We start from the raw sequence: 14,124 nt of genomic DNA, 5'->3' as shown, positions 1-14,124 counted from the left end.
TTGTAATGTATTCAAGCATATTTTTTCGCAGCAACAATATGACAAAATGTTAAAAACGCTGAATGTATTACAAATCGAATGGGCGATATAAAATACACATCTAGATGTTAAAACCTACTTTTTGAGATCTCCTCTTCCACTTTAAAAAAAGTATGAATTCACCTGACTTTTAATTAAATGTAATTAAATGCGTTGTATAAGATTGTATGACAAATCTAATGAATTATTTATTTCAACCTTTTGGTAAAATATATTAATATTCAATTTGAATTAAAAACTTATTTATTTCACTACACTATCTCTCTATAGCAAAAATTACTTTTATTCTTTTTTAATCGCTTGGACAGAATATCAATATAATCTATTAAGATAATCTAAAAATGAGATATCTTCTACTTTCTATTTTTTTATTGTGAACTCTTGCTATTACCCTCTATTTTTCAATAGAATGTTAAAACATTAAATAAAATTAAAACAAATATTCAGGGGACTTCTTCATGACAAAAAAGTATTCAAAATTTTTACCATCCACCGATGACTTTAGCTTAGAAAATTTTCCTTTCTACTGGGTCACTCAGGTTCATGCTCAATACGTTTTAAACGTTGACCATGCCTTAAAAAAGTATGGTGTTGATAATTCACGTCGCCGTATCCTTCTCGCACTCAAGTCTAAGCCACATGCGAGCGTTTCGGATTTATCTGAAATGGTCGTGTCTAAAATGTCGACGACAACCAAAATTGTTTATCGCTTAAAAGATGAAGGCTTAGTAGATACCTATTCTTGTGAAGATGATGCGCGTATTACCCGCGTCGTGTTAACCGATAAAGGCACTGCAATGACGCAGAAGATTAACGATCTAACGAATGTCGTTCTCGAGCAATCTTTTGAAGGCTTAACACCGCTACAAATTGAAAAAACCATGGAAAGCTTAAAGCACATCTTCAAAAACTTAGCGCGCTAAGCATTCTGCATCACCGAAGTATTAATCGAAAAAGTTCAGTTGGGGACTGATTTTTTCGATTTTTATTTTAGGTGCATGCGCGCATTCAAATTCATCAACGGGAAAACCCTGTACAAAACTTTGGATATTGGGTGATTTCCAGCTTAACCATTCCTCTAATCGCGCATGCGGAATCACAATCACCGAGCGCTTTACATTGCCCGGCTCATGAAAGTGTTTCATCATCTCATGCTGAATAGCATCCATCGTAATCATGGTACTTGAACGTACAATCTCGTCACCTTGTCTACAAATGTCATATAAGGCAGCTATATAAAACGCTTCTCCATCTTTGCGCTTAACACTCCAACGCTGCGGCTTATTATCGATATACATTGACTCATAAAATTCAGACACGGGTATTACGCCAAACTTACATTTTGAAATCGCATTAATAAACGTAGGCTTTTGATACAAAGTTTCATTTCGGGCATTATAGGTTTTAAGTGCAATTGATTTGTCTTCGGCCCATTTAGGCACCATGCCAAAATTCACTTTTCGCCACTCTAGCCCTTGTTCAGACTTAAAGAGTAGCGGCAAATCATAATTTGGATAGACTTCCTCAGGATATTCAAAGCTGATTTCAGGCAAGTTTTGAGACTTTAATTGCGATAAGGTAATCGGTTTGAAATTAGCACACATATTTACCATAATCCGCAAAAATTCAATCTTTATAATAAATGAAAAATCTAGACCGAAGTCGCTTTATCGTCTTAATTCTAAGTATGTACCTGTATCCAACCGCACATGCCGCAAAAGTCTCTGTACATACCGTTTCATTTCTACCTTTTAGTCTCGACGCGCTCTATCTCAACGAATATCCATTTAAACAAGACCTAATCAATGAGACTGAGATTCCTGCAGGCAAGTACCGCATTCAATATAAGCATTTTCGCAATCAGCAAATGATCAGTACACATCATTGGGTCACGGTCAAAAATCTTCCCAACACCCAAGAGCAGCAGTTCTCATTAGTCATCCTGCCCTATGGTGAAATGATCAATGTCTCTGACTTTAAAATTACATCTCCAGAAATGTTTCCTGAAATCCGTTTTGCAAAACATGCTCAAAATAGTTATCGCTTGATGCAAAATCAGCAAAGACAACGAGATCAATTTGGCGTGATTCTTCCTGACGCAGATGAAGCCCACACGACAGAATTAGAAGATCAATTTGACTGGTTTACAGTGAACGCAGATGAAGGCCGTGTCAGGACAGATTGTACAGGCACTTTTAAGATCAATCCTCTGGATGCGCTCCCCTATTTCACCACTGCAAATTCAGCTATTCAGTTTAATTATCAACAAGGAAAACAAAAACATAATGCATATTTAGCGTTTAGTGATAACAATCCGCTTATTCCAATCGAAGATCGAACAATTCATGAGGCAACGGATTACAAAAATGGCTTGAAGTTTGATGTGTATATTAACAATATCCAAAAAATGAAAACCGAGACTATTTCTTCTAATTATTCAATCTACAATTACAAGGTTCAGGTCAAGCTATATATGACGGCTTTGCAGCGTAAACCTATGCTGTTGATGAATCAGCAAATGTACTATCAGGATAATTGTTCAAGCCAAGATCTTGGCGCTTTTCTGTATTACAAAACACGTTGGAGCCGTTTTTGGGACTATATTCTGCCGCATATTTCATGGAAATAAACTAAAAATGTCCTGCATAACAGAACCTGCAGTGAAGTCTATTGCACAAGATTAAATAGACTTCACTTTGCGTATTTTAAGCAGGGAAAGTTTGCCAATGGGTGCGGGTAAATTCCTCAAATATCCACTCACCATTAAAACGACCAAGGCCTGAATTACGTTCACCGCCAAAGGGTGCATTAGAATGATCCGCCACACTGATGCCATTGATATGCGTCATGCCTATATCGAGTTTGGCAGCAAACTCCCCGCCGCGCGCCAAGTTTGACGTACATACCGCACTCGATAAACCAAATCGGGTTGAATTCGCCAATTCTAGTGCATGTGCTTCATCTCGCGCTTTTAAAATCGGCAAGATTGGCCCAAAGCTTTCTTCTAATGCAATATCAGCATGTGCATCCACATGGGTGAAAATATGCGGTGCAACCAATTGACCTTCTATACCGCCTGCATAGGCTAAAATCGCATCTTGCTGAATGGCATTTTGAATAATGGTTTTTAATTTATCGATTTGCGACTTATTGATGATAGGGCCTATCAGAGTTTCGACATCATTCGGATCACCGACCACAATGCTTTTTACCCGTTTAATTAATTTTTCAACATAAGCATCGTGCAAGGATTCATCCACAATCACTCGATTGGTACTCATGCAGATTTGTCCTTGATGCAAAAAACGCCCCATCACGGTCAGTTCAACGGCTAAATTTAAATCTGCATCATCTAAAATCACCAAAGGCGCATTGCCGCCAAGTTCCAGCGCTAAACGCTTAATCCGTGAACTTCCTAGCGCTTTCACCCCCACCTGTTGACCCACTTCAGTTGAACCTGTAAATGAAATCATTTTAGGCACAGGATGCTCTACAAAATAGTCGCCAATTTCACTGCCACTGCCTGCAACGACATTTAACACGCCATGCGGCAAGCCCGCTTCTTCAAATAATTTTCCGAGCAACGTTCCACCTGTCACTGGCGTGTCACTTGCAGGCTTCAACACCACACTATTACCGCAGGCAATCGCAGTCACCACAGAACGCATCGATAAATGAAATGGAAAATTCCACGGGCTAATCACCGCAATGACACCCAAAGGTTTGCGCAATACAAAACTCTTTCGACTCGGGTCTTTACTCTCTAGCTGCGTAGTTTGCATTTTTTCAGGAAAACGCAACGATTCTTGGATAATGCCGAGCGCTGCATCAACTTCAATATTGGCTTTTAAACGTGTACTACCAGATTCATCTATCAGCCATTGAATAATTTCTTCTCTGCGCTGCTGAATGGTTTGAGTTAATTTAGTGATGACTTGCTGACGTACTTCAATGGGCTTGGTCACTTCTGATTTAAAGGCAGCTTCTGCCGCACTATAAGCACTGTCTACATCGACACTGCTGGCTGCCTGCAATTCAAAAATCTCTGCTTGGCTAAAGGGATTGATATTCTTGATGTGGCGCGTTGAAGTCCCTGCTCGCCACTGTCCACCAATATATTGCAAATCTAATGCGGTATAAGCTGACATCGTTTCCATCCCATTTTTATCATTCATTCCAATGTAAAGACTTCAGTATCGAAAAGCTATGAGAAAAACAGGAAGAAACTTTATCAATAATTTTTCGTACAGCGCTGCAACCTAAACAGGATGATTAATCTGCTGCATCGCTTTATAGATGCGCCAATAAATATAACAGCTAATGACGACTTCAAAACTCAGATCTTTAACTGTGGTGAGTTGCTCAAGTGCAGCCTCATCCATGTTTACGGTCAACATGGGTAGTAGCGCTTCGATGACAATGCCGATGGCAATAAAGAGAACTAAACTCTGAATGGTCACGGGTAGATACAATGCAATAAAGCGCTTTAAAAAATCTCGGCCTTGCTCGCCGCCATTGGCTTTAAATATGGCATTCACCCAGCTGATCAGCAGACCAACTTGTAAAACAAACGAAGCCCAAGCTTCTGTAGGTTTGGATTCTGGGGTTAAGGTCAGTGCTAAGTAGCTAAAGAAAATCAATATTGAGCTGGCAATATAGTAGTTTTTATAATGGCTTTCTGAGACTTTATTCAGTCTTATATCATCCACCAACCGATTTACATTCCATAAATACATGGAGTTTCCTTTTCATTTTTTATGTCGACATTCTAACTTTCTCAAGCAATAAAAAAAGCCTCCGAAGAGGCTTTTTTTGATTTACAGATTAGTCACCTGTATAACCTTTTAATTTTAAACGGTAAGCATGAAGAAGCGGCTCTGTATAACCAGAAGGCTGCTCGCCACCTTTGAATACTAAATCATAAGCAGCTTTGTATGCATAGCCATCAAAGCTTGGTGCCATTGGCGTGTAGAGTGGATCGTTGGCATTTTGCTCATCTACAACTTTCGCCATGCGCTTAAATACTTCTTCAACTTGCTCAGCAGTTACGATACCGTGACGTAACCAGTTCGCAACGTGTTGAGAAGAAATACGTAAAGTTGCACGGTCTTCCATCAAACCAACGTTGTTGATGTCTAGAACTTTTGAACAACCTACACCCAAATCAACCCAACGAACCACATAACCCAAGATACCTTGAAGGTTATTTTCGAGTTCTTTGGTTTTCTCTTCTTCAGACCAGTTTGTATCTGTCGCTAAAGGCGGTGTTAACAAGTCATCTAAAGATAGCGGTTGAGTATTCAACAACTCTTTTTGACGCTCAGAAACATTGCACTGATGGTAGTGAATCGCGTGAATAACAGCACCAGATGGAGACGGAACCCATGCACAGCTTGCGCCAGCTTCTGGATGCTCAATCTTAGTTTTATACATATCAAGCAACATATCTGGTTTTGGCCACATGCCTTTACCGATTTGCGCTTTACCACGTAAACCTGCTTGAAGACCGATCATCACGTTACGGTTTTCATATGCAGGGAACCAGATTTGAGACTTCACTTCGCCTTTACGAACGAATGGACCTGCTTCCATGAAAGTATGGATTTCATCACCCGTACGGTCCATGAAACCTGTATTAATAAAGATCGTACGATCTTTCGCTTGCGCGATACAGTTTTTCAAGTTCACAGAAGTACGACGTTCTTCGTCCATGATACCGATTTTCAAAGTCTTCGCAGGTAGACCAAGCGCTTGTTCAGCACGCTCAAATAATTCAACTGCAAATGCAACTTCTTCTGGACCGTGCATTTTTGGCTTAACGATATACATAGAACCTTTACGAGAGTTCTTGTTTTCGTTTTCGCCTTTAATGTCTGCAAACGTCAATAACGGTGTGATCAATGCATCCATAATACCTTCGTAGATTTCAGCACCATCTACAAGGATCGCAGGGTTTGTCATCAAATGACCCACGTTACGAAGTAACATCAATGAACGACCGTGAAGTGTAGTTTCACCACCGATCAAGTTTTTGTGCGTACGGTCTTTATTTAATGTACGAGTAACGGTTTTACCATTTTTCTCGATAGATTCAGAAAGCGTACCTTTCATTAAGCCTAACCAGTTACGGTAGCCTTCAACTTTCTCTTCAGCATCAACTGCTGCAATTGAGTCTTCCAAGTCTTGAATTGTCGTTACCGCAGCTTCAAGAACTAAGTCTTTCACGCCAGCAGCATCTGTTGAACCAATTGGGCTCGTCGCATCAACTTCAATGATTACATGTAAACCATTGTTTAAAAGTACGATTTCAGTTGGTGCAGCTTCGTCACCATTAAAACCAACAAACTGAGCTTCTTTCGCTAAAGTTGCAGTTGAGCCATCTTTTAGGCTTACAACTAACTTTTTGCCTTCTACCGCATATTTAGTTGCATCTGCATGCGAACCATTTGCTAACGGGAAAGTTTCATTTAAGAAGTTTTTAGCAAATTCGATAACTTTTGCGCCACGAGCTGGGTTATAGCCCTTACCTTTTTCCGCGCCGCCTTCTTCAGAGATCACGTCAAAACCGTAAAGAGCATCGTAGAGTGAACCCCAACGTGCGTTCGCAGCGTTTAAGCAGTAACGTGCATTACGCACAGGTACTACCAATTGCGCACCAGCCAATAATGCGATTTCTTCGTCTACATTTTCTGTGCTGATTTGGAAATCTTCTACTTCTGGTAATAAGTAGCCAATTTCAGTAAGGAAAGCTTTGTAAGCTTCGAGTTCAAATTTGTTGTTGCGGTGCCATTCATCAATTTTAGCTTGAATGTCGTCACGCTTAGCCAATAGTGCTTTGTTCTTTGGGCTAAGATCGACAACGACTTGTTCAAAGTTTTTCCAGTAAGTTTCACTGTCTAAACCTGAACCCGGTAGTGCTTCATTTTCGATGAAATCGTAAAGTTCTTTAGCAATCGCTAACTTGCCTTTTTGAATACGTGCAGTCATTGTCTTTCCTGATATTGCTATTTTTTATAACAAGAGATTCTAGTATACCCATTTATACTTTGCTGAATAGTACTATCACATTCCTAAATAATGATCATTTTCTATGTAATGAAATACCCTCATCATTCAACATAATAAAGATCAGAAATACGACGTCATCATCAGCCTGAATACCTTTTTACAGTGTATAAAGTTTTTGAAATGTCGAAATTAGACTTAAGTGCAGAATTTTGTTCTAAAACTGAACAAATAGACCCAAGCGTCAAACAAACTCACTCGATTAAGCCATGAAATGCTGCCAATGTCGATGCTACAACTTCAACCAATCAGTTTAAATTTAACGCTTTTATCGATGAATTATTAAACAGCCATACTTCTTATTTAATGATGCTTTTATCATGAGACTTGGCTTTAACTTCTATTGTTCGTTCCACAGCTTTTCTTAATTTATACATGTTTTCTAAAACTAAAAATCAAAAAAAAGAACGCCATCAAGACGTTCTTTTTTCATTCCAACAGAAACGCTTAATTTTCTGGCGTAGATTCTGGTGCATTGATTTGACGGTGAGAGGTATGTAGATAATCATCAGATTGCATTTCCAATAAGCGCGAACGTGTACGCTCAATTTCAAATGCCAATTTTTCACCTTGATATAATTCAATAATCGTATCTTCTGAAGTAAGCAACAACTTCACACCACGGTCATAAAACTCATCAACCAAGTAGATAAAACGACGTGTCCCTTCAGACAAATAATCCGTCATGTGCGGCACATTACTCACCAAGACCGTATTATAAATATTGGCAATTTCAATAAAGTCCGCTGGGCTACGTGGTTTTAGGCAAAGTTCAGAATATTCACACCACAGTACATCTTCCGTATGACCAATGGTTTCCACAATACGCTGATTAATAATAATTGGCTCTTGTGAAACCGTTTGGGTTTGCGTTAATGCTGTAAAACGCTGTGCCATCCACAACTTATGTTCATGTGTTAAAGGCGACTTAAACAACTGCGCTTGTTTCAATACACGTAAACGATAATCTACGCCTGAGTCTACGTTTAAAATCACACAGTTCTTTTTTACCATTTCGATGGTTGGGATAAAACGGTCACGATGAATCCCGTTTTTATACAAGCCATCGGGTGCAATGTTAGATGTTGCAACAAGAGTGATGCCACGCGTAAATAATTTTTGGAATAGATCGCTCAAAATCATCGCATCCGTGACATTGGATACAAAGAATTCATCGAAGCAGATCACGACCGCTTCTTTATAAATTTGGTCGGCCACAAGGTCGAGTGGATTACGCTGACCTGAAAGCTTATTTAATTCACGGTGTACGTACTGCATAAAGTGATGGAAATGCATACGAGTTTTGCGTCGAAATGGCACAGAATCATAAAACTGATCCATCAGCCAAGTTTTACCACGTCCTACACCGCCCCACATATACACCCCTTTCGGTGCAGTTTGACGACGGAAACGACGAAACGCTTTTTTAGAAGCCTTAAAACGTTGGATTAATTCTTGCCAAACTCGATCCAACTCATGCACTGCTTGCGCCTGTTCCTGATCTGGTAAAAACTGACCAGATGCTAAGGCTTGAGCATAACGCTCAGCCGGTGAAATCGGAGTAAATGCGGTGTTGTGTGGTGACTGAAAATCTGACATATCATTAAATACTTTTTGGGGCTAAATGAATTATAACGAAGAATAAACTCGAAGATATAACACTTTGGCAGTAAAGCGCATTGGCTATTTATTATATTGTCTCGGACTATGCCCAAACCAACGTTTAAACGCATGATTAAACGCCGCAGGTTCTGAATAGCCCAGCAATTCTGCAATCATTTCAATTGAATATTCATTATATTCAATCATACGGAGTGCTTTATCTTTAATAATATCTTCACGAATTTGCTTATAACTGGTATTTAACTGTTGCAGTTGATGACGCAAAGTTCTTTCAGGCAAGTTCAACGCTTGAGCAGTTGCTGCCATACTTGGCATCGCACCACTTTGTAATTCCAAATAATCTTGCACACGTTGAACCAATGATGGCGCATCTTCATCGGCGCTTAAACGTTCTAACTCCGCAATACACTTCGACTCATATAATCGAAAAGTAATAATATCTGCGGATGGAATACGAATATCTAAAACATCTTCATCGAACCAAAATGCCGCAAATGGCGCACCAAAGCGAACTTGTGGACCATAATAATCGGTGAACATTTTTAATTTTTCAGGATCTTTGGGTTCAGCAAAAGGCAAATCAATTTGAACTTGTGGTGTCGATAACCCCATCATTTTGTAAAGATCGCGGATGAATTTATACGTTCCAGAAATTTCCGACTGTGCCAATAATGCACCCAGTGGTGCATACACATCTTGGGGTTGATAACATAAGGCCACTTTATGCTGACTGATTTGCAAACTCAAACGCCCAGTTAGATGTGTCAACTGTTGAAAGCGAATCCCCTGATTTAAAGCTTGGCGTAAAGTATCACTGGTGACCAATAACATCAGCAACGGACCATAACCCGCCAACGTATAATGCTGACCAATAAATAACCCTTGCTCAGGTTCTACATCTTTACCAATGACTTTCAGTACATCCCACTCCAAACTCGGATGAATCACCGAAGTAGGATCGAGTGCATCGACACGCAGCCCGATAGTTTGCAAACGTTGATCGACATCTACGCCTGCTTTACGCATTCCTTGTACAAGATACATCAGGCTTAGAATGGATCGTTTCATAAATCGTAAAATGACATTAAATTTCTTCTTTTTTACTACAAATTTGCAATTATGAACATTGCCGTTTCGATCAATTTTTCTGTCATCTCAATCATATTGTTCTGATCATGAACTCAAGTATGCTTAGTTTGTAATCTCGCTTGGAATTAAAAAAATGATGCAGGAAGCGCAAACAAAAACAGTGCAAACCCCAAAAGCCAATTCGGAAATTCATACGCAAATCGCCATCATCGGCGGTGGTTTTGGTGGTATTGCTATGGCAATACGGCTTTTCCAACAAGGCAATCAAGATTTCCTGATTCTCGAAAAAGCCAATGATTTTGGTGGAACTTGGCGTGAGAACCGCTACCCTGGCGCTGCCTGCGATGTGCAATCACATATGTATTCGCTTTCTTTTGCACCCAAAACAGATTGGTCAAAACGTTATGCCGAAGCACCTGAAATATTTGATTATATCCAACACGTCACCCGTGAATATAATTTAAAACAATTCTGTCGCTTTAATAGTGAAGTGCTTTCAAGTCGATACAATGAATCAACCTGCGACTGGCATTTAGAACTCAAAGATGGTGTTAAAATTACCGCTCAATACGTGATTTTTGCATCTGGCCCGCTACATGTCCCGCAAATTCCACACATTCCGGGCATTGAAAAATTTAAGGGTAAAGTGTTTCATTCTTCGCAATGGGATCATCAATATCCATTAGAAGGTAAAAAAGTCGCATCGATTGGTACAGGCGGCAGTGCCATCCAATACATTCCAGAAATTGCACCACAAACACAGCAACTTTATGTTTTTCAACGTACCGCAGCTTGGGTCATTCCACGAGATGAACGTAGTTATCATGGTTTAGAAAAATCATTATTTAAAAAATATGATTGGTTTCGAAAAATTCACCGCGCTCGCCTGTATTGGACCAACGAATCACGTGTCGTGCCAATTGTTAAGCCGACCACCATGAAGTATGCGCAAAAACTGGCAGAACTGTATATTAAGTATCAAGTGAAAGATGCTGAACTTGCCAAGAAACTAACGCCAAACTACATCATGGGTTGTAAACGCATTTTAATTTCTAATAAATACTTTCCAACCTTTAATCGACCTAATGTGGAATTGGTCAGTGATGCAATACAAGAAATCACTGAAAATGCCATTATTACCAAAGATGGAAAATCCCGTGAAATTGACTGCTTAATCTATGGGACTGGCTTTATTACCGATCCAAGAATTTATTTAAAATCATTTGAATGTATTGGTGAAAATGCTCAAGAACTCAAACAAGTGTGGCAGGCTGGCGCAGAAAGCTTTTATGGCATTTGCACCAAAGGCTTTCCAAATCTGTTCCAATTATTAGGCCCCAATACCGTACTTGCCCATAATTCAGTGGTATTTATGATTGAGGCACAAGTCGATTACATCTTACAAATGATGCAATTGGTTTCAAAATCTAATGTTCAAGCCATCGCTGTTAAAGATCAGGTGCAAGATCAATTTAACACTCATGTACAAGACATGCTTGATGGCACGGTATGGCAATCAGGCTGCGTGAGCTGGTATCAACAAAATGGCGGTAAAAATTTTGCACTGTGGCCAACTTATACATGGAAATATTGGCTGGCTACTCGAAAAATAAATCCAGCCGATTTTCGACTCCTCAGTAAAACAAAATCTAGTCATGCAGCTTAAGCAATAACAGGTCATAATAGGCAGGTATTCATTATCTGCCTATTTTTGTATGCAATCTTTCTGGTTGATTTTCCAGCTCTTGGCCTGTTTAGGGCTTGGTTTTATTCTTGCACGTCACCTACCCACTTGGCTTGAAAAAATCGCCTTTAAACTACTGCCGTACTTTACTTATATTTTGTTATTTGCGATTGCAATCGAATTTTCCGAAACATTACACACTATTCCAGCACCTCTGCAAATCCTTTCTTCATCAGTACTTATTGCACTATTTACCTCAGTGGGTGCTTTTATTTGCTGCTATATTTTATTTAAGCTTTTAGGCTATAAACCCAGTCATGGCAGAGTGTCCATGCAGTTAGTAACAAGCTCACTCATCAATATTAGCTATGCTTTTATTGCATTAGGTTTAGGTTATGTATTTGCCGAAATGGCAGCACATTTTGGTCTTCAGCCACATATTAGTACTTGGGATCTACTCTTAGTCTTTATGTTTCTGATTGGTCTAGATCTCGCCTACTCACCACTCGATCATTCTTGGTTAAATTGGAAAATTCTACTTGTTCCACTCGGCTGTATTGTCGGTTCACTTTTGGGCGCTTTTGCTGCAGCCTATTTATTGCCACAAATCAGTTTGAAAGATTTGATTATGTTGTCACAAGGCTATGGTTTCTATTCGATGACAGGCATCGTCGTGACTGAATTAAAAAATGCGCATCTAGGCAGTATCGCGCTGATGAATGATTTATTCAGAGAAATTTTTGCGATTGTATTTATGTATATTATTGGCTGGCGTTACCCACGATCTGCAATTTCATCTGCGGGTGCAACAGCTATGGATGTCACCCTACCTATGGTCAAACAAGCCTGTGGTAATGATTTTATTCCACATGCCATGGTCAGCGGCTTTATCCTTTCTGTACTTGCACCAATATTAGTGAGTATATTGGCGGCTATCTAACCCCTCACCTAAATCCTCTCCCAAAGGGAGAGGACTTTCTCTCTCCCTTTGGGAGAGAGTTAGAGAGAGGGTAAATATTAAAGTGTCGCCAAAATATCTTTTAAAGTCTGACGCATATTATCCGATTTAGTAATTGGACGGCCAATCACCAAATGTGTAGAACCATCAAGCATGGCTTGTTTAGGTGTCACAATTCGTTTTTGATCATCCGCTGCAGAACCCTTAGGACGGATACCCGGTGTTACCAATGCAAAGTCAGCACCCAAAGTTTCACGTAACATTTTCGCTTCTTGTGCCGAACACACTACACCATCTAAACCACTTTCTTTCGTTAAAGTCGCAAGACGCTTCACATGTTCAAAAGGTTCCACATCTAAGCCTAATTCCGCAAGATCTTCACGACCCATTGATGTCAAAACCGTAACAGCAATTAGCTGAGTATTGTAATTGCCCGCCTTTAGGCGCTCTACACAGGTTTCCATCATTTTACGGCCACCTGATGCATGGACATTGACCATCCACACACCCATATCCGCAGCTGCACAAACTGCTTGCGCTGTAGTGTTTGGAATATCGTGGAATTTTAGATCTAGAAATACTTCAAAACCTTTATCATGCAATGCCTTAACGACACTTGGACCCTCATGGGTAAATAACTCTTTACCAACCTTAACTCGACATAATGCAGGATCTAACTGCTCTGCAATTGTAAGTGCGTCATATTGGCTTTTAGCATCTAGTGCAACGATGATACTCAAGAGACTTACCCTTCATTTTGACAAAATTAGTGCATTATAGATGGATTCAACTTGATCAGAAAGTCATAAAACTCATGTTATTTGAATTGAGCTATCTCATTATTTTATTTGAGATAAGCGTTTTATTTTTTCAGCCCATAAAAAACACCCCGATGATCCACCGGAGTGTTAAATATAAAATTTAAATCTACTCATAAAAGTAGTTAATTTACTTCTAAAACCCAATTATAACGGGTTAGAAGGACGCTCATTCGCATCAATATCTAAAACTGTCTTTTCATGACGCGTATGTGCAGCCGCTTCAGCAGCAGCCAGTTGAGCAGTTTGAATTTGCTCTTTACGTAGGCGGTCAATATCTTTACGTAGACGTTTAATTTCCCAGTTATTTTGAAATACTCGAAATACTTGCACTGCCAATAAAAGACCTAACACCAAACCTAATGACAAGGTTAATAGCAATAAAAGCCCTAAACGCATTGCAGGTACTTGTGTAAACAACAAATCGACTGAAAGTTCAGTTCCGTTTTGCAGAACCAAAGCCAATGAGTATCCAAATAGGACCAGTAGAATTACGACCAATACGTAACGCATAAACACCCCTAACAATGTTTTGAATTAGTTTGCAGATTCGTTTACCGCATCACGTAAAGCTTTACCAGGTTTAAAGTGCGGTACAGCTTTTGCTGCAACTTCAACTGATTTACCTGTTTTTGGGTTACGACCCACACGTGGTTCACGGTGATGTAATGCAAAACTACCAAAACCACGGATTTCAATTCGGTTGTCTGTAGACAAAGCTTCGATCATTTGATCGATCATTATCTTAACGGCCTCTTCCACTAAGGGTTCAGCTAAGTGTGGGTTTTTAAGAGAAATACGCTCTATTAAGTCAGACTTATTAAGTGCTTCAGTAGTCATCTGCGACC

The 14,124-nt window shown here is 39.6% G+C and carries 13 protein-coding genes; 4 read left to right on the top strand and 9 right to left on the bottom strand.

All coding sequences use genetic code 11. From position 1 onward, the window contains the following. Positions 1 to 497: 497 nt before the first annotated feature. Positions 498 to 962 carry a MarR family winged helix-turn-helix transcriptional regulator gene (locus FTT88_RS02700; RefSeq protein WP_180003047.1) on the top strand — a complete coding sequence of 155 codons (465 nt, stop codon included), beginning with the start codon at positions 498 to 500 and terminating at the stop codon, positions 960 to 962. Positions 963 to 983: 21 nt separating this feature from the next. Here the strand turns inward: FTT88_RS02700 and FTT88_RS02695 are convergent, their stop codons facing one another. Then, positions 984 to 1,643 (bottom strand): SOS response-associated peptidase family protein, encoded by a 660-nt coding sequence (locus FTT88_RS02695; RefSeq protein WP_180003049.1) that lies wholly within the window; start codon positions 1,641 to 1,643, stop codon positions 984 to 986. A 38-nt stretch (positions 1,644 to 1,681) separates the two neighbouring features. Here FTT88_RS02695 and FTT88_RS02690 point away from each other — a divergent pair, with 38 nt between their 5' ends. After that, the gene (locus tag FTT88_RS02690) at positions 1,682 to 2,668 is read left to right on the top strand and encodes a hypothetical protein (protein ID WP_180003051.1); all 987 of its coding nucleotides are present in this window, start codon (positions 1,682 to 1,684) and stop codon (positions 2,666 to 2,668) included. 76 nt (positions 2,669 to 2,744) lie between these two features. Here the strand turns inward: FTT88_RS02690 and FTT88_RS02685 are convergent, their stop codons facing one another. From FTT88_RS02685 to FTT88_RS02665, 5 genes are all read right to left on the bottom strand, one after another. Continuing rightward, entirely contained in the window at positions 2,745 to 4,187 is a 1,443-nt protein-coding gene (locus tag FTT88_RS02685; RefSeq protein ID WP_180003053.1) for an aldehyde dehydrogenase family protein, read from the bottom strand. Positions 4,188 to 4,298: 111 nt separating this feature from the next. After that, positions 4,299 to 4,775: a hypothetical protein gene (locus FTT88_RS02680; RefSeq protein WP_180003055.1), complete on the bottom strand. Its 477-nt coding sequence runs from the start codon at positions 4,773 to 4,775 to the stop codon at positions 4,299 to 4,301. Between the two features lie 88 nt (positions 4,776 to 4,863). Further along, positions 4,864 to 7,026, bottom strand: a complete 2,163-nt coding sequence (locus tag FTT88_RS02675; protein ID WP_168378907.1) for a malate synthase G — start codon at positions 7,024 to 7,026, stop codon at positions 4,864 to 4,866. Positions 7,027 to 7,551: 525 nt separating this feature from the next. Beyond that, a complete protein-coding gene (zapE, locus tag FTT88_RS02670) occupies positions 7,552 to 8,703 on the bottom strand; it encodes a cell division protein ZapE (RefSeq protein WP_180003057.1) in 1,152 nt (383 codons plus the stop codon). An 84-nt stretch (positions 8,704 to 8,787) separates the two neighbouring features. After that, on the bottom strand, positions 8,788 to 9,795 hold the full coding sequence (locus FTT88_RS02665) for an AraC family transcriptional regulator (RefSeq protein ID WP_180003059.1): 1,008 nt from the start codon (positions 9,793 to 9,795) through the stop codon (positions 8,788 to 8,790). Between the two features lie 157 nt (positions 9,796 to 9,952). Here FTT88_RS02665 and FTT88_RS02660 point away from each other — a divergent pair, with 157 nt between their 5' ends. Continuing rightward, on the top strand, positions 9,953 to 11,482 hold the full coding sequence (locus FTT88_RS02660; RefSeq protein ID WP_180003178.1) for an NAD(P)/FAD-dependent oxidoreductase: 1,530 nt from the start codon (positions 9,953 to 9,955) through the stop codon (positions 11,480 to 11,482). 49 nt (positions 11,483 to 11,531) lie between these two features. Further along, positions 11,532 to 12,440 (top strand): lysine exporter LysO family protein, encoded by a 909-nt coding sequence (locus FTT88_RS02655; RefSeq protein ID WP_180003061.1) that lies wholly within the window; start codon positions 11,532 to 11,534, stop codon positions 12,438 to 12,440. A gap of 77 nt (positions 12,441 to 12,517) precedes the next feature. Here the strand turns inward: FTT88_RS02655 and pyrF are convergent, their stop codons facing one another. The 3 genes from pyrF to FTT88_RS02640 form a co-directional block, all read right to left on the bottom strand. Beyond that, positions 12,518 to 13,198 carry an orotidine-5'-phosphate decarboxylase gene (pyrF, locus tag FTT88_RS02650; protein WP_180003063.1) on the bottom strand — a complete coding sequence of 227 codons (681 nt, stop codon included), beginning with the start codon at positions 13,196 to 13,198 and terminating at the stop codon, positions 12,518 to 12,520. 225 nt (positions 13,199 to 13,423) lie between these two features. Further along, positions 13,424 to 13,789, bottom strand: coding sequence for a lipopolysaccharide assembly protein LapA domain-containing protein (locus FTT88_RS02645; RefSeq protein ID WP_078188931.1), 366 nt, complete (start codon positions 13,787 to 13,789; stop codon positions 13,424 to 13,426). A gap of 24 nt (positions 13,790 to 13,813) precedes the next feature. After that, positions 13,814 to 14,116, bottom strand: a complete 303-nt coding sequence (locus FTT88_RS02640; RefSeq protein ID WP_067767464.1) for an integration host factor subunit beta — start codon at positions 14,114 to 14,116, stop codon at positions 13,814 to 13,816. Between the last annotated feature and the right edge of the window lie 8 nt (positions 14,117 to 14,124).

The organism is Acinetobacter sp. YH01024, assembly GCF_013420195.1.
GTDB lineage: Bacteria > Pseudomonadota > Gammaproteobacteria > Pseudomonadales > Moraxellaceae > Acinetobacter > Acinetobacter amyesii.
This window is presented reverse-complemented; position numbering and strand designations above follow the sequence as displayed.